We start from the raw sequence: 15,523 nt of genomic DNA on the forward strand, positions 1-15,523 counted from the left end.
CTCCGCACAGAGTACTCGAGAGGCTCGAACCAAACGGGGCGGGGCGAGTGCAGCCGAGACGGCCCCGCCTCAGTCTACGCCAGCTCGAAGATCCGCGGCTTCACCTCCAGCACCCCATCCTTCACGATCAGCTCGTTGAACGAAGGCCGGCTCGTCCGAAGCCGCTCGGACAAGGTCCCCGCCCCGATCAACCGCACTGTCCGGCCGCCCACGGGATGCGCCACGTCGAACGGGTCATGCACATGCCCGCTCAACACCGCATCCGCCCCGGCCGCCGCAAGCGCGTCGAGCGCGGCCTTGCCGCCAGCGGTCTTCGCCTCGCCGTGCACATGCGCCCCGTCGATCAGCGGATGATGGCACGCCACGATCGCCACAGTCCCCGGCGTCCGCGTCTTCAACTGCGCTAGCGCCGTCCTGAGCCCGCTCTGGCTCACCCGGCCATAAGCCCAGTTCGTCCGCCACTGGAACCGCGCGGTTGTCTTGAGCGGCACCAGCATCACGCCCGGCAGGTCGATCGGTCGCTCCAGCGCACGCTCCACCGCTCGGTACCGGCGATAGGGCGACAGCAACCGCATCAGCGGATTGTGATACGGAATGTCATGATTGCCCGGCTCGATCGTCACCGGCACGCCCAGCCGCTCCAGCCAGACGCGCGCCGCCTGATACTCGGCGGACCGCGCGCGCATCGTCAGATCGCCGGTGCACACGACCGCCGTCGGCCGCTCGGCATGGACCAGCCCTTCGAACCAGTTGAGCGCTTCGCCGTCGGCGCGGCCGAAATGGAGGTCGGAAACATGGAAGAGGCGTATCGTCATGCCGCCACTACGTCCCGTCCCCTGCGGAGTTCCGCGCAATACCGGTCAGCCGCTCTCGCCCGCCCCCTGCCGCCGCCGCACGATCAACGTCGCGCGCAGGCCACCCGGTTGCAGGTCGAACGTCACCGTGCCCCGCATCTGGCTCCGCACGATGCTGGTCAGCATCCGCCATCCAAACCCCGGTACCGGATGCGGCGCCACCGCCGGCCCACCCGTCTCGATCCAGTCGATCGACACGCCATCCTCGTCCGTCAGCGGCGTCCAGCGGATCACCACGCGCCCGCCCGCAACCGACAGCGCGCCATGCTTGCCCGCGTTCGACAACATTTCGTGCAGCACGAGCGCCAGCGGCTGCACCTGTACCGGCGCGATCGCCACCGGCGGCCCGCTCGGCACGACGTGCTGCCGCCCGAACGGCTCCATCTCGCCGCGGATGATCGCCTCCAGATCCACGTCGCGCCACCCGCCCGCCGCAAGCAGGCCGTGCGCGTGCGCGATCGAATCGACCCGCCCCTGCACGGCTTTGGCATAGGCGACGCTGTCGTCCGACCGGCTCAGCCGCACGATCCCCTGCACCAGCGCCAGCGCATTCTTCGCGCGGTGGTCGACCTCCTTCAGCAGCCGATGTTCGCTCTTCTCCAGCTGCTGCGCCTGCCGCCGGTCGGTCACGTCCATCTGCGACGCGAGGTAGTAGACCACCTCGCCGCCATCGTTGCGGATCGGGCTGATCTGCAACTCGTTCCAGAACGCGCTACCGTCCTTGCGGTAATTCTGCAGGCTGACCGTGATGTCCCGCCCGGCCCTGAGACCCGCGCGGATTTGGTCCACCGCCGCCGGATCGGTCTCGCGCCCCTGCAAGAACCGGCAATTCCGCCCGATCACTTCGTCCGCCGAATAACCGGTCAGCCGCAGGAACGCCTCGTTCGCCAGGATGATCGGACTGTCCGGCTGCGATGCATCGCTCACTACGATCGGCATCCGCGTCCGCTCGACCGCGATGAGCGCGAGCGCGGCGCGGTCGGCCGGCGCGATCTCAGCCGATGCGGCGGGACCGTCCGGGGACAGCCGCGATGGGTGGGCGGGCAGAGCGGTCACGGCGGTCCTAATGCACGGGAGTGGCGGGGGTGAACGCCCCGACTCTCACGTTGTTCACGGACTTTATTGGCCGCGCCGGCGGGAACCGTTGCCGGACAACGCCGTTCCCGAGGCTCCACCCGCCGCGCCCGCTTGGCCGGCCGCCCCGGATCGGACGCCTGGCCAATGTTGCGTTTCCTCGTTGCCGAAAGTGAAACCGCGGACGAACGCGAGGCGCGCCGCGCGCATGTCGGCACAAGCTCGGGCGAAACCTACATCGAAACGCTGCTCGAACTGGCGCCCGACGCGCAGTGCGACCGGATCGCCCCCGCCGACCCGGACGGCGACGCCCCCGACGTCGCGACGCTCGCTGCTTACGACGCGGTGTTCATCACCGGCTCGCCGCTCCACGTGTACGAGGACAGTCCCGCGGTGCGCCGCCAGCTCGATTTCATGCGCGCCGTGTTCGCCTCGGGCACACCGTCCTTCGGCTCCTGCGCCGGTCTACAGGTCGCGGTCGCGGCGGCCGGCGGACAGGTTCAGCCGATGGACAAGCGCCAGGAGGCCGGCTTCGCGCGCCGCATCGCCGCCACCGATGCCGGTCGCGATCACCCACTCCTCGCCGGCCGCCCCGCCGCCTACGACGCGCCCGCGATCCACGGTGACGAGGTCGCTTCGCTCCCGGCCGATGCGACGCTGCTCGCCTCCAACTCGGTCACCCGCGTCCAAGCCGCCGAGATCCGCCACGACGGTGGCATCTTCTGGGGCGTCCAATACCACCCCGAACTCTCGCTCGGCGAAATCGCGGTGGCACTCCGGCGCCAGCAGGACGACCTGATCGAACAGGGCCTCGTCGCCGACGAGGCAGACCTCGAACGCCAGGCCGTCCTGATCGAAACGCTCGGCAATGACCCCGCCCGCCACGACCTCGCCTGGCAACTCGGCCTCAACGAACAGGTCGTCGAACCCGCCACGCGCCGCACCGAACTGCGCAACTTCATCGACCACCTCGTCGCCCGCGTCCGCCGGGACCGCGGGCGGACTTGAGGCCCGTACTGCACCTCTACCACCTCACCCTGACGGCGTGAGGCTCGAACCAAACGGGGGCGGGGTGCTAACTCAGCGAAGAACCCTCAGATCCCGACCGAAACCTCGCGCCCTTCCAACCCCGGCACCGCCACCGGAAACGCGAACAGCGCCCCCGCGAGCGGTTGCGCCGCCAGCGCCTCGGTGCTCAACCCCTGCTTGGCCGTCGTGGCAAACGCGGTGCGCAGGTCCGGGCCGCCGAACGCCACCTTCGTCACGTTGGCGACCGGGAACCGCACCGTCTCGACCAGCGTCCCATCCGGCGCATAACGCCGCGCGGACCAGCCTCCGTACAGCCCGACCCAGACATGCCCCTCGGCATCCATGCTCACCCCGTCCGGATGCCCGTCCACCGGGTCGATCGTCGCGAACACCCGCCGGTCGCTCAGGCCCCCGTCCGCATCCAACGCGAACGCGTAGATCACGCGCGCCAGCGTATCGACATGGTACAGGATCGTCCCGTCCGGGTTGACCGCGGGCCCGTTGGTGATCACGCACTCGCCACCCATCGCACGCGGCACACCGTCCGCCTGCAACCGGTACAGCATCCCGCTGGCGTCCGTCTCGCCATTGTCCATCGTCCCGAACCACAGTCGGCCGGCGCGGTCGACCACCGCATCATTCAGCCGGTTGCCCGGCAGATCGGGCTCGACCGCCGCCAGCATACCGAACGAACCATCCGCCGGATCGAACCGGTGCAGCCCGTCCGCCATCCCAACCACGAACCCGCCACGCGCCGCCGGCAACGCGAACCCCGGCATCCCCGGCGCGTCCCAGCCGCTCCGCTCGCCACTCGCCGGATCGAAGCGGTGGATGCGCCGCCCCTTGATGTCCGTGAACCACAGCGCTCGGTCGCGCGCGACCCACACCGGCCCCTCGCCCAGTTCCGCGCCGACTTCCCAAACGGGTTCCGCCATCGTCGTCATGTCCATCGCATCCTCGTTCTGCCTGTCGATACCCGTCGTCAACGCGACGCGCCGTCGCGGTACCGCCGCCACGCCGTCACCAGCGCCGCGGCTTTCGCCGCCACATCCGCCACGCTGTCGCCCGGCCGGAACAGCGCACCGCCGACGCCGATCCCCTCGGCCCCCGCCGCCAGCCAGTCGCCGATATTGTCCGCGCCGGTGCCGCCCACCGCCCACAACGGCACGGACTTCGGCAGCACCTCGCCGATTGCCTTCAGATATGCCGGGCCGAACGCGGTCGCCGGAAACAGCTTCAGCCGCTTCGCGCCTGCCGCGATCGCCGCGAATGCCTCGCTCGGCGTGACGAACCCCGGCATCGGCTCCAGCCCGGCCGCCACGCCCGCCGCGATCACCGCGGGGTTCGTGTTCGGCGTTACCATCAGCCGCCCGCGCGTCGCCGCCACCGCCGCGACCATCTCGGTCGTCAGCACCGTGCCCGCGCCGATCAGCGCGCGGTCGCCATATTCCGCCTGGATCGCCGCGATGCTGTCGATCGGGTCCGGCGAATTCATCGGCACCTCGATCAGCAGGATGCCCGCATCGACCAGCGCACCCGCCACCGCGACCGCCTCGTCCGGCCGCACCCCGCGCAGGATCGCCACCACGGGCGGCGCGCCGCCGGCCAGCACATCGTCGATCGTCATGGTCGCTCTCCCAACATCCGCAATCCGGCCCGCGCGGCCACCGATCCGTCGCAGGTCTCGGCCGCGCGCCCGTGTCGCGCCAACGCCTGCGTATAGAGCGCGGTGAGCACCGGATCACCCACCAGCATGACCGTCCCCTCCCGGTCAGCCCCGGCCAGCCCCTCGCGCACCTCATGCCCGATCGTCAGCCCGGACAGGAACCCGACCGCCCAGCCGCGCGACCGTCCCTCGCGCAACTGCGCCGCCCGCGCCTCGAACAGCGACCCCAGCAGCCCGCCCGCATCCGACCGTTCCAACCCGGCGACGAAACCGTCCTCGCCGCCGCTATCGTCGGCCCCCGCGCGCGTGAGCGTCGACTGGTCGCGCAACAACGCGAACAACTCACCGGTCAGGAACGTCCGGAACCGCACGACCCGCCCGTCGACCACCTCCGCCCATTTCCCATGCGTGCCCGGCAACGCAATGACGTGCCGCCCCCGCGCCAGGGCCGGATATAGGCTGAGCAACCCGAAGATCTGCGTCTCCTCGCCGCGCATCACGTCCGCCGCCCCGTCGTTGCGGGTACAGGCAAGCCCCGGCGCGATCACCACGCGCAGCCCACCGACCGCAACCGCGTGCGCCTCCAAGCGCCACACGTCCAGACTGGCGGGACACTCGGCATAAGGCACCTCGGCGATCCCGTTGCGCGACCCCACCATGCCGCACAGCGCAACCTCCGCGTCGCGCGGCAACCCGGTCTCGAACCACGGGGCCAGCGTCTCGATCAGCGCTTCACCCGGGGCCCCCATCACCGCCGCGATCCCCGGCCCGGTAACGGTCCGCATCACGGCATCGCCGCGGAGGTGGAACAGCCGCAACCGGCTCGTCCCCCAATCGCCGGCCACCCGGTCCCCGTCGCGCCACTCGTCCTGTACGGTCATCCCGCCTCCTGCGCGCACCAACCTACGGCCGGCTTTGTCGCCAAACTTGTAGGACAATTGTCATACAGCCGCAAACTCCGGGGCCTGTCTCCGACGACAGGGCCAGACGTCCGGCGTACTTGCCGCCCCCCTTCCCCAAACCCGTCATCCCGGCGAAAGCCGGGATCTCCCGCAGGAAAATCAGGACCGACAGGCCAAACGCGATCGAACTGCGCCACCCCGTCAGGAGACAGGCAACCCGCCGGCCGACCCAAACGCCAGACTGACAGGCCGCAACCTCACCCTCAGTCCTCGAAAGGCTCCACCACCACCCGCGCCCCGCGCAAATAGGCGTCGGCCACATGCCGCAGCGGGCTCACATCCACATCGCTCTCGCCACGCGCGACGAGGCCCGCGAACCGATCGTACAGCCCGCGATACTCGGCCTCCGGCGCCGTCTCCTGCAACTCCCCGGCGATGGTCAGCACGCTGCCGCCCTTCGACAGCACCAGCGCACCGTCGACGGTATCGACGCTGATATCCCAGGTCTGCGGCCCCGTCTGGCGCCAGTCGAACGCCGCGGTGATCGGCACGCCGCTGTCGTCACGGAACGTCAGGTCCGCCGCGATCGGCGCACCGCGGTTCTCCGGAAACGACAGCGTACCGTCGAGCAGGAAGAACGGCCGCGGCATGATGTGCGTCACGATCGACATCGCGTTGATGCCCGGGTCGAACACGCCGAGACCACCCGGTTCCCAGATCCACGCCTGCCCCGGATGCCACACGCGGACATCCTCCTTCCACTCGACCGCAACCGACCGGATCGTCCGCTCCGCCAGCCACGCCTTCGCCGCCGCCACGCCGGATGCGTAACGCGAATGCCAGCTGGCGAACAACGTCACGCCGTGCGCCTGCGCCAGGTCCGCCAGCGACTTGACCTCGCTCAGCGTCGCGCCGGGCGGCTTTTCCAGGAACACATGCTTGCCCGCCAGGATCGCCGCGCGCGCCGCGTCGTACCGCACCTGCGGCGGCTGGCAGAGTGCCACCGCATCCAGCCCGTCGTCCCCCGCCAGCATGTCGCCGATGTCGCTATAATAAGGCAAGTCGGGCAACCCGCCGCTGCGGCTCGCCACCGCCGCCAGCGTGAAGTCCGGCGACGCTTCGATCACCGGCACATGCTGGTCGCGCGCGATCTTGCCGAGCCCGACGATTCCGATCCGAATCGCCATGTCAGAGCACCTTCACGGTCACGGGCGCAGGCTCCGCCACCACGATCGGGTTGCGCACCGGCATCGTGAACGGCGCCGCCTCGATCTCGAACACGTCGCCGGCCTGCGTCTGCACACCCTCGGCGAACGACAGCGTCGCGGTGCCGAAGAAGTGGACGTGCACGTCGCCCGGCCGCCGGAACAGGCCATATTTGAAATGATGCTGTTCCAGGTTGCCGATGCTGTGCGACATGTTCGCCTCGCCCGACAGGAACGGTTTCTCCCATACCGTCGCGCCGTCGCGCACGATCCGGCTCGTGCCCCGCACATCGGCCGGCAGATCGCCGACCAGCAGCTCCGGCCCCAGCGCCGCGGGGCGCAGCTTCGAATGCGCCAGCCACAGATAGTTGCCGCGCTCGGTCACATGGTCCGAAAACTCGTTGCCCAGCGCGAAGCCCAGTCGCACCGGCGTTCCCGCTTCGTCGATCAGGTAGATACCGGCAATCTCCGGCTCCTCGCCCGCGTCCAGCGCGAACGACGGCGACGTCAGCGGCGCACCGGGCGCGACCAGCTGCGTCCCGTCACCCTTGTAGAACCACTCCGGCTGCACGCCGTCCGCCCCGGCCGCGGGCTTGCCGCCTTCGACCCCCATCAGGAACATCTTCATCGAATCGGTCGGCGCCGCATCGACCTTCGCCGCGCGGTGCATCGCGTCGCGCCCTTCGGCGGACCCGAGATGCGTCAGGCCCGTGCCAGTCATCGCCAGGTGCGCCGGATCGTCATGATCGATCGGCGGCAGCAGCGTCACCGCGTTCAGATCGACGACATCGCCTTCGCCCGCCGCGGCGACCGCATCGGCCAGCCCCTGCCCCGCCGCGATCGCCGCCAGCGCCAGCGCCCGTACTGATGCGGCACCCGGCACGACCCGCGCGACACCGTCGTCGCGGATCGCGGCCACCGCACGGGTGCCCGCGCCGTCGTGATACTGCACGAGTGACAGACGCATCGGCTCTCTCCTGATTATTGTTTCTTTAACCGTGTCGGGTCGCCCCGGCCGATCAGGCCGGGGTCATCTTCCCGTCCATGCGGCGCGCAACGCCCCACGGATTGGCATCGCGCAGCACCGGCGGCAGCAGCGCTTCCGGCAGCGACTGGTAGCAGACCGGACGCAGGAAGCGGTCGATCGCCAGCGCGCCGACCGAGGTCGTGCGGCCGTCCGACGTCGCCGGGAACGGCCCGCCATGGACCATCGTGTGCGACACTTCGACGCCCGTGGGCCAGCCATTGGCGAGCACGCGGCCGACCTTGGCGGCGAGCAGCGGCACGAGCATCGCGGCCATCGCCTCGTCGCCCGCATCATGCTGGATCGTCGCGGTCAGCTGACCTTCCAGACCGGCGATGACCTGTGCGATCTCGTCCTGGTCGCGGCACGCCACGATGATCGCGGACGAACCGAACACTTCGTGGCCCAGCGCCGCATCGGCGATGAACTGCGCCGCATCGGTGCGGAAGATAGCGCCGCGCGCCTGATTCACGCCGTCGCCGACGCACCCGCGCGCAACCACCGTCACCGCGTCATGCTTCTCGAGCGCCGCGACGCCCTGTTCGAAGCTGGCATGGATGCCGGGGGTCAGCATCTGGACTGGCTTCGCCTCTGCCAGCACCTTGCCGGCCTCCTCGACGAACGCATCCAGCTCCGGACCGGCAAGCGCCAGCACCAGACCCGGGTTGGTGCAGAACTGCCCCGCACCCATGGTCAGCGACTGGACGAAGGCCGGCGCCATCGCCGCGCCGCGTGCCGCAAGCGCCGCGGGCAGCAGCACGACCGGGTTGATGCTGCTCATCTCGGCATAGACCGGGATAGGCACAGCCCGCTCGGCCGCGATCTTGACGAGCGCCAGCCCGCCGCCGCGCGAACCGGTAAACCCGACCGCCGCGATCCGCGGATCGGCGACCAGCCCGCCGCCCAGCTCATGCGTCGTGCCCGGCAGGAACGAGAACACACCCTCGTGCAGGCCGCAGTCGGCAACGGCCTTCTGGATCGCGCGTGCGACCAGCTCGCCCGTGCCTGGGTGGGCCGGATGACCCTTCACCACCACCGGGCAACCGGCGGCCAGCGCCGATGCGGTGTCGCCGCCACCGGTAGAGAAAGCGAGCGGGAAGTTGCTCGCGCCGAACACCGCGACCGGGCCGAGCGCGATGTTGCGACGGCGCATGTCGGGGCGCGGCAGCGGCGCACGGTCCGGCATCGCCGGGTCGATCGTCACGTCCAGGAAATCGCCCGCGCGCACCACATTGGCGAACAGCTTCAGCTGGCCGACGGTGCGTCCGCGCTCACCCTCCAGCCGGACGCGCGGCAGGCCGCTCTCGGCCATCGCGCGCACGATCAGGTCGTCGCCGATCGCCACGATGTTGTCGGCGATCGCCTCCAGGAACGCGGCGCGCGTCGTCAGGTCGGTTTCCGAAAAGCTCGGATAGGCGGCGGCGGCGAGCGCGCAGGCCGCGTCGATCTCGGCCTTGCCCGATTCGGCGAAGGCGGGATCCAGCGTCGCGCCGGTTGCCGGATCGACCGCGCGGAAGGTGGCCTCACCGACATGTTCGGCAGCGCCCACGAGGATATTGCCGTTGATCATGGTATTTCCGATCCGATGAATTTGTCGGACATGCGAATAACGGTTGGCCGCCCCATGCGCAAGGCGGTGCGGCCGCTTTCGGGCCTCAGGCGGCGAGCCGCATCCGGTTCCGGCCGGACCGTTTCGCATCGTACAGCGCGCGGTCGGCACGGTTCAGCAACTGCGTGGCCGAGACATCGGTCACACCATCTAGCAACGCGACGCCGATGCTGATCGTCACGTGCGGGACCTCGCCGGTAAAGCGTGCCCCGGCCGTCCGGTCGCTCGCCTCGATCGCGCTGCGCACCCGTTCGGCCACCGCCATCGCCGTCGCCTCGTCCGCCCCCGGCAGCAGCAGGACGAACTCCTCGCCCCCCAGCCGCCCGACTAGATCATCGTGTCGCGACGCACCCACCGCCGCCTGCGCGACGCGGCACAGGACCTCGTCCCCAACCAGATGGCCATATTGGTCGTTGACCTGCTTGAAATGGTCCACGTCGAAGATCGCCACCGACAGCGGCTGCGACCCGTCCTGCGCGGCACTCATCGCCTCATCCAGCACGCGCAGCGCGCGGCGACGGCTGGCCAGCCCGGTCAGCTGGTCCGTATCGGCGGCGGTCTCCGCGGCAGCCCGCGCCGCCTCCAGCGCTTCAGCGGCGCGTACCCGGTCGCTCACATCCTGCACCACGCCAAACAGCGCGATCAGCGTCCCGTCTGGCGCGCGGTCCGCATGGCCGTGCGACACGACATGCCGTACGGTCCCGTCCGGGTTGACCAGCCGCGCCTCGAACGCGAATTCGCTGCCGCCCGGGTCATCACTCGTCGTCAGCGCCTCGATGAACGCGGCCACCCGCGCGCGATCGTCTGGGTGATACGCGGCGATCGCGCCTTCGAGGCCCGGCACCTCGCCGACCGGCAGTCCGTACAAACGGAACACTTCCGGCGACCACATCAGCTTCTCCCGCACCGCATCGAGGCTCCAATGGCCCAACCGCGCGGTCCGTTCGGCCATGCGGAGCAGCCGGTTGCTCTCCCCCACTTCGCGGATCAGCCGGTTGCGCGTTGCCAGCAACGCGGCCAGCGGCAACGCCGTCCCCAACATCACCAGCAGATAGAATTGCAGGAACAGCGCCATCCGGCCCGGATCGCGGTGGACCAGCATGATCGGCCCCTGCCCGTCCGCGGTCAGCGCGGTGCCGATCACCGCCATGATCAGCACGCCCGCCGCCGCACCGATCGGCCCCAGCCAGAACGTCGCGGCGAGCAGCGCCACCAGCGGCAGGAACAACACGGGATAACCGGACTGCATGAACACGCCCGTCGTTACCACGGTAACCAGACCAAGCAGCAGCACCAGATCGCGCCGTCGCACGGCGATGTCCGGGTTGCGGTTCCGCACCGCATCGGACGCCATCAGGATCAGCGGCGTCACGAGCAGCATGCCGAGCAGATCGGTCAGGAACCACGATATCGCGAACTGCGGGCCACCGGAGAACAGCGTTCCGACCGTGGCGGTGCAGGCGCTCGCCCCGGCGGCAATGACCGCCGCCGTGCAGAACCGGCCGATCTCCGCCGGTTGGGTGAACCCCGGCTGCGGTTCCCGCCGCCCGCGTAGCAACCACGAGGCCAGCGCCGACTCCGTCATGTTCGCAATGGTCAGGATGATCGCGACGCCCGGGCTGACATCCGCCGTCAGGTTGGCCGCCACGCTGCCGACGGCCGCCGCCGCGATGTAATACGGCACCCGCCCACGCTTGGTCATCAGCAACGCGGCGAGCAGTATGCCGCTCGGCGGCCAGACCGTCGCGATCCCGTCGACCCCCTGGGTCAGATCGAGCGCGAGGAACGCGAAACAGAAATACAGCACCGCCGTGACGATCGGTCCCAGATGGACGATGGGTCTGAAGCGGTTCAACGCCACGTCGATGGAATTCCGTTAGCAAGAGACGTGAACGGTCTAGCTCCGATCTCCTTAACGCATCCACAACCGCGCACCGGGCGGCCTTCCGGACACCTCTGTCGACCGCAGCGGTACAGATCGGTCGTTAACCGACTTGGCGGTTCGTGATTGCCGCCGACCCTACCGATGTCGGTCGACGGCTTGAGCCTGCGGGCGTTGAGTCGCCGGTCGATGCCCACTTCGGGCGCCGCCCCCCAAAAGCGCGATCGCCTCCGACGGGCCGGCAGCCGGCTGAGCCGATCCATTACGATCGCTCCCTTTGGACGATGCTCGTCAAATGAGCGGTCGCTCGGGTCATGCCATGACGTCGGGTTACCCATGACAACCCCGCGACAGGTTCGTTCCGGCCTCGCGACATCACCGCAGCGCGACACTCTGTTTACCAGAGCACGCCCTTCTCCGGCTGCAATGGCTTCGGTGCCTCGTCGCCGATCGCCTCCAGCAGGTCGATCTCGACCGTCCGGCACATGCCCGTCAGCGGCACGTCGTGCACGTCGTTGGCGAACGGATCGACCAGGTCGTCGCCGATCCGCAGGATCGCCAGGAACATCAGCCCAGCCACCGTCGAACCCGCCGGCGTCGCCCAGCCGAGCGATTCCACCAGCCCGATCGGCAACGCCACGCAGAACAGCCGCGCGAAAATCTCCGGGAAGAACCGGTACTGCATCGGCAGCGGCGTATTCTTCAGCCGCTCCATCCCGCCCTGCGCATTGGCGATGTCGACCAGCACGCGCTCCAGCTGCGTCTGCTGGATCGTGTCGATCAGCCCGCGGCGCTGCGCCTCCGCGATCCGCCGCGCGGTCCCGTCGAGCAGCCCGTTCGGCACATTCTGCCGGTCCAGACCCTCCTTGGCCTCCTCCGGCGACAGCATCCGCAGCACCTCCGGCGCGGGATCCTCCTTGCGCAAGCGGTTCCGCAGTGCGTGGACATAGGCGATCTGGCGCAGCACGATCGTGCGCTTCAGGTCGACCACGCCCGGATCTTTATCGTCCAGGAACGCGATCGTGCTCCGCGCCAGGCTGCGCGACGCGTTGATCATCAGGCCCCACAGCCCGCGGCCTTCCCACCACCGCTCGTACGCGCTGTTGACGCGGAAGCCGAGGAACAGCGCGATCGCCGAACCGAACAGCGTCAGCGGCAGGGACGGCGCCTTGAACGGCAGCACGAAATACGTGACCGTCACGATCACGTCCCACACGAACAACACGGTCAGGGGGCGCCAGACCTCCTTGATCATCAGCCGCACCCGCGGCGTATTCGGAACGATCATCCTGTACGCTACCCTTGCTGCTCTTCGTGAACTTGGGCCTTACAATATGGTCTCGCCCGCCATGCTGCAACCGCGAGGAAGTACCCCTCCACTCGACAGCGTTGTCGCCAACCGGCAATAGGGGCGCATGTCGGATCCGCATATCCTCCTGATCGTCGGCGGCGGCATCGCGGCCTACAAGGCATGCGATCTCGTCCGCACGCTCCGTCGCGCCGGCGCCACCGTCACCTGCGTGCTGACCGACAGCGGCGCGCGCTTCGTCACCGCGATGACGCTCGCCGCCCTGTCCGAACGCCCGGTCCACACCAGCCTGTGGGACCTGGACGAGGCCGAGATGGGCCACATCCAGCTCAGCCGGGCGGCCGACCTGATCGTCGTCGTCCCCGCCACCGCGGACCTGCTCGCCCGCATGGCCGCCGGCCTCGCGAACGATCTGGCCACCACGCTGCTGCTCGCCACCGACAAGCCCGTGCTGGTCGCGCCCGCCATGAACGTCCGCATGTGGCTCCACCCCGCCACCCGCCGCAACATCGCGACGCTGCGATCGGACGGCATCACCGTGGTCGACCCCGACGAAGGCCTGATGGCCTGCGGCGAGTTCGGCCCCGGCCGCTTGCCCGACGTCGAGACGCTCGCGAACACCATCATGGCACAGCTCGCCAAACCGACCGCGAAGGCCCTTGCCGGCCGCCACATCCTCGTCACCGCCGGGCCGACGCACGAACCGATCGACCCGGTCCGCTACATCGCCAACCGCTCATCCGGGAAACAGGGTTTCGCCATCGCCGCCGCCCTCGCCGCCCGCGGCGCCCGCGTCACGCTGGTCGCCGGCCCCGTCACGCTCCGGACACCCCCCGGCGTCGACCGCATCGACGTCGAAACCGCGCGCCAGATGGCCGCCGCGGTCGACGCGGCGCTCCCGGTAGACGCCGCCATCCTGGTCGCCGCGGTCGCCGACTGGCACGTCGCGCCCGCCGCGCAGAAGATCAAGAAGACCCGCGACGGCACCCCCACACTCGAACTGCGCGAGAACCCCGACATCCTCGCCACGCTCGCCGCCGACCCGCGCCGCCCCGGGCTGCTGATCGGCTTCGCCGCCGAAACCGAGGACGTCGTCGCCCACGCCACCGCGAAGCGCACCCGCAAGGCCGTCGACTGGATCGTCGCCAACGACGTGTCCGGCGACGTCATGGGCGGCGACCGCAACCGGGTCCACCTGATCACCGCAGACGGCGTCGAGGACTGGCCGGCCGCCTCCAAGACCGCCGTCGCCGACCGCCTCGCCGACCGCATCGCGGAGCACCTCGCATGATCGCCATCCAGCTCAAGCGCCTGCCCCACGGCGCCGACCTGCCCATCCCCGCCCGCGCCACCGCGGACGCCGCCGGCATGGACATCGTCGCGGCGGAAGACCTCGTCCTCGCCCCCGGCGCATGGGCGGCGGTGCCCACCGGCTTCGCCATCGCCATCCCGCCGGGCTACGAGGTGCAGGTCCGCCCGCGCTCCGGCCTCGCCTTCAAGCACGGCGTCACCTGCCTCAACACCCCCGGCACGATCGACGCGGACTATCGCGGCGAGGTAAAGATCATCCTCATCAACCACGGCCCCGATCCCTTCCCGATCACCCGCGGCGACCGCATCGCCCAACTCATCCCCGCCGCGGTCCAGCCGGCCACGTTCGTCGAAGTGGCCACGCTCGACGACACCACCCGCGGCACCGGCGGCTTCGGATCGACCGGCACGCGGTGACCGCCGCGCCCGCACCCCTCAGCGACGATCAGCTCGATCGCTACGCCCGCCACATCGTGCTGCGCGAAATCGGCGGCGCAGGCCAGCAAGCGCTGCTCGCCGCGCATGTTGCGATCGTCGGCGCGGGCGGCATCGGCTCCCCGCTCATTCAGGCGCTCGCCGCCGCCGGCATCGGCCGGCTGACCGTGATCGACGACGACGTCGTGGCGCTCAGCAACCTCCAACGCCAGTATCTCTTCGCCACCGCCGACGTCGGCCGGCCAAAGGTTGCCGCCGCCGCCGATGCGGTCGCTCGCCTCAACCCCGATGTCCGGTTCGTCCAGCAAAACGAACGCCTTGCGCCCGCCAATTTTGACGCTTTCGCAAGCCAGGCAGACGTCATCGTCGACGGCTCCGACAATTTCGAAACCCGCCTCATGGTCGCCGACGCAGCCCTCGCCCGCCGCATCCCCCTCGTCTCCGCCGCGGTCGGCCAGTTCGAAGGGCAGCTCGCCGTCTACCGCGGCTGGGAGGCCGGCAAGCCCTGCTACCGCTGCCTCGTCGGCGACGCGCCCGACCGCGGCGACGCCTCCTGCGCCGACCAGGGCGTGCTCGGCGCACTGACCGGCGTCCTCGGCAGCCTCGCCGCAATTGAAACGATCCGCCAGATCGTCCCGTTCGGCGAGGACAGCGCCGGCAAGCTCCTCCTCGTCGACGCGCTCGCCTTCCGCTTCCGCACGATCACCGTGCCCAAGGACCCCGGCTGCCGATGCGCGGCCTGACCATCGTCGTCGCGGACGTCACCCCCGAACGCTTCCGCACAGCCCTCTCCCTCGCCACCGCCACCGCCGCCCTCGGCGCCCGCACCCGCATCTTCCTGCAGGGCGAAGCAGTCACCCTGATCCGCCCCCCAATCACCGCCCCGAACGACCCGGCCCACAAGGAAGCCGGCCTCCCCACCCTGGCCGCCCACTACGGCGAAGCCCTCGCCCTCGGCGTCCGCTTCACCCTCTGCCAGTCCGGCCTTGCCCTAACCGGCACCCAACCGAGCGACTACGACCCAGAGACGGACTATGCAGGAATGATCAGCGTCCTGGCGGGTCTCGGGGAAGACCGCCTCGTCATCGCCTGAGACTGATCAATCAAGACCTGAGACGCACAGGCTTTGCTCACCCCCCACCCCGTTCGGTTCGAGCATGTCGAGAACGCCGCGCAACGTTCTCGACAAGCTCGAACCAAACGGGGTTTGAAGGCAGTGCAAC

The 15,523-nt window shown here is 69.7% G+C and carries 15 protein-coding genes; 5 read left to right on the forward strand and 10 right to left on the reverse strand.

Annotated elements, in window-relative coordinates; all coding sequences use genetic code 11:
• Window positions 1-74: 74 nt before the first annotated feature.
• Entirely contained in the window at window positions 75-815 is a 741-nt protein-coding gene (locus tag IEX50_RS05060; RefSeq protein ID WP_157175354.1) for a metallophosphoesterase family protein, read from the reverse strand.
• A 45-nt stretch (window positions 816-860) separates the two neighbouring features.
• Window positions 861-1,910, reverse strand: a complete 1,050-nt coding sequence (gene lov, locus IEX50_RS05065) for a blue-light-activated histidine kinase (RefSeq protein WP_157175353.1) — start codon at window positions 1,908-1,910, stop codon at window positions 861-863.
• Between the two features lie 165 nt (window positions 1,911-2,075).
• On the opposite strand from lov, the gene IEX50_RS05070 reads away from it, so the two are divergent.
• The gene (locus tag IEX50_RS05070; RefSeq protein ID WP_157175352.1) at window positions 2,076-2,936 is read left to right on the forward strand and encodes a type 1 glutamine amidotransferase; all 861 of its coding nucleotides are present in this window, start codon (window positions 2,076-2,078) and stop codon (window positions 2,934-2,936) included.
• An 86-nt stretch (window positions 2,937-3,022) separates the two neighbouring features.
• Here the strand turns inward: IEX50_RS05070 and IEX50_RS05075 are convergent, their stop codons facing one another.
• The 8 genes from IEX50_RS05075 to IEX50_RS05110 all read right to left on the reverse strand — a co-directional run bounded on the left by IEX50_RS05075 (window position 3,023) and on the right by IEX50_RS05110 (window position 12,533).
• Window positions 3,023-3,901 carry an SMP-30/gluconolactonase/LRE family protein gene (locus IEX50_RS05075; protein WP_157175351.1) on the reverse strand — a complete coding sequence of 293 codons (879 nt, stop codon included), beginning with the start codon at window positions 3,899-3,901 and terminating at the stop codon, window positions 3,023-3,025.
• 38 nt (window positions 3,902-3,939) lie between these two features.
• Window positions 3,940-4,584, reverse strand: a complete 645-nt coding sequence (locus tag IEX50_RS05080; protein ID WP_157175350.1) for a 2-dehydro-3-deoxy-6-phosphogalactonate aldolase — start codon at window positions 4,582-4,584, stop codon at window positions 3,940-3,942.
• Entirely contained in the window at window positions 4,581-5,504 is a 924-nt protein-coding gene (locus IEX50_RS05085; RefSeq protein ID WP_157175349.1) for a 2-dehydro-3-deoxygalactonokinase, read from the reverse strand. Before IEX50_RS05085 ends, IEX50_RS05080 begins: the two co-directional genes overlap by 4 nt.
• 284 nt (window positions 5,505-5,788) lie before the next feature.
• Window positions 5,789-6,712 (reverse strand): Gfo/Idh/MocA family protein, encoded by a 924-nt coding sequence (locus IEX50_RS05090; protein WP_157175348.1) that lies wholly within the window; start codon window positions 6,710-6,712, stop codon window positions 5,789-5,791.
• Between the two features lies 1 nt (window position 6,713).
• Window positions 6,714-7,697 (reverse strand): AraD1 family protein, encoded by a 984-nt coding sequence (gene araD1 / locus IEX50_RS05095; RefSeq protein WP_157175347.1) that lies wholly within the window; start codon window positions 7,695-7,697, stop codon window positions 6,714-6,716.
• A 52-nt stretch (window positions 7,698-7,749) separates the two neighbouring features.
• The gene (locus IEX50_RS05100) at window positions 7,750-9,324 is read right to left on the reverse strand and encodes an aldehyde dehydrogenase (NADP(+)) (protein WP_157175346.1); all 1,575 of its coding nucleotides are present in this window, start codon (window positions 9,322-9,324) and stop codon (window positions 7,750-7,752) included.
• Between the two features lie 85 nt (window positions 9,325-9,409).
• The gene (locus tag IEX50_RS05105; RefSeq protein ID WP_157175345.1) at window positions 9,410-11,218 is read right to left on the reverse strand and encodes a sensor domain-containing diguanylate cyclase; all 1,809 of its coding nucleotides are present in this window, start codon (window positions 11,216-11,218) and stop codon (window positions 9,410-9,412) included.
• A 424-nt stretch (window positions 11,219-11,642) separates the two neighbouring features.
• The gene (locus IEX50_RS05110; protein WP_157175344.1) at window positions 11,643-12,533 is read right to left on the reverse strand and encodes a bestrophin family protein; all 891 of its coding nucleotides are present in this window, start codon (window positions 12,531-12,533) and stop codon (window positions 11,643-11,645) included.
• Between the two features lie 127 nt (window positions 12,534-12,660).
• Here IEX50_RS05110 and coaBC point away from each other — a divergent pair, with 127 nt between their 5' ends.
• Genes coaBC through IEX50_RS05130 form a run of 4 tightly spaced genes read left to right on the forward strand, consistent with a single transcriptional unit; the run spans window position 12,661 to window position 15,393 of the window.
• Window positions 12,661-13,845 (forward strand): bifunctional phosphopantothenoylcysteine decarboxylase/phosphopantothenate--cysteine ligase CoaBC, encoded by a 1,185-nt coding sequence (coaBC, locus tag IEX50_RS05115; protein WP_157175343.1) that lies wholly within the window; start codon window positions 12,661-12,663, stop codon window positions 13,843-13,845.
• A complete protein-coding gene (dut, locus tag IEX50_RS05120; protein WP_157175342.1) occupies window positions 13,842-14,282 on the forward strand; it encodes a dUTP diphosphatase in 441 nt (146 codons plus the stop codon). The genes coaBC and dut overlap by 4 nt, the downstream gene beginning before the upstream one ends.
• Entirely contained in the window at window positions 14,279-15,043 is a 765-nt protein-coding gene (locus IEX50_RS05125; RefSeq protein ID WP_157175341.1) for a HesA/MoeB/ThiF family protein, read from the forward strand. The genes dut and IEX50_RS05125 overlap by 4 nt, the downstream gene beginning before the upstream one ends.
• A complete protein-coding gene (locus IEX50_RS05130; RefSeq protein WP_157175340.1) occupies window positions 15,031-15,393 on the forward strand; it encodes a DsrE family protein in 363 nt (120 codons plus the stop codon). Before IEX50_RS05125 ends, IEX50_RS05130 begins: the two co-directional genes overlap by 13 nt.
• Window positions 15,394-15,523 lie beyond the last annotated feature (130 nt).

Source organism: Sphingomonas prati (assembly GCF_014643515.1).
In the GTDB taxonomy this organism is placed as follows: domain Bacteria; phylum Pseudomonadota; class Alphaproteobacteria; order Sphingomonadales; family Sphingomonadaceae; genus Sphingomonas_R; species Sphingomonas_R prati.

Bases quoted from the DNA above. Each gene is read 5' to 3' on its own strand.
- IEX50_RS05060 (WP_157175354.1), bottom strand. From the start codon at position 815: ATGACGATACGCCTCTTCCATGTTTCCGACCTCCATTTCGGCCGCGCC.
- IEX50_RS05070 (WP_157175352.1), top strand. From the start codon at position 2,076: ATGTTGCGTTTCCTCGTTGCCGAAAGTGAAACCGCGGACGAACGCGAG.
- IEX50_RS05075 (WP_157175351.1), bottom strand. From the start codon at position 3,901: ATGACGACGATGGCGGAACCCGTTTGGGAAGTCGGCGCGGAACTGGGC.
- IEX50_RS05080 (WP_157175350.1), bottom strand. From the start codon at position 4,584: ATGACGATCGACGATGTGCTGGCCGGCGGCGCGCCGCCCGTGGTGGCG.
- IEX50_RS05085 (WP_157175349.1), bottom strand. From the start codon at position 5,504: ATGACCGTACAGGACGAGTGGCGCGACGGGGACCGGGTGGCCGGCGAT.
- IEX50_RS05090 (WP_157175348.1), bottom strand. From the start codon at position 6,712: ATGGCGATTCGGATCGGAATCGTCGGGCTCGGCAAGATCGCGCGCGAC.
- araD1 (WP_157175347.1), bottom strand. From the start codon at position 7,697: ATGCGTCTGTCACTCGTGCAGTATCACGACGGCGCGGGCACCCGTGCG.
- IEX50_RS05100 (WP_157175346.1), bottom strand. From the start codon at position 9,324: ATGATCAACGGCAATATCCTCGTGGGCGCTGCCGAACATGTCGGTGAG.
- IEX50_RS05110 (WP_157175344.1), bottom strand. From the start codon at position 12,533: ATGATCGTTCCGAATACGCCGCGGGTGCGGCTGATGATCAAGGAGGTC.
- coaBC (WP_157175343.1), top strand. From the start codon at position 12,661: ATGTCGGATCCGCATATCCTCCTGATCGTCGGCGGCGGCATCGCGGCC.
- dut (WP_157175342.1), top strand. From the start codon at position 13,842: ATGATCGCCATCCAGCTCAAGCGCCTGCCCCACGGCGCCGACCTGCCC.
- IEX50_RS05130 (WP_157175340.1), top strand. From the start codon at position 15,031: ATGCGCGGCCTGACCATCGTCGTCGCGGACGTCACCCCCGAACGCTTC.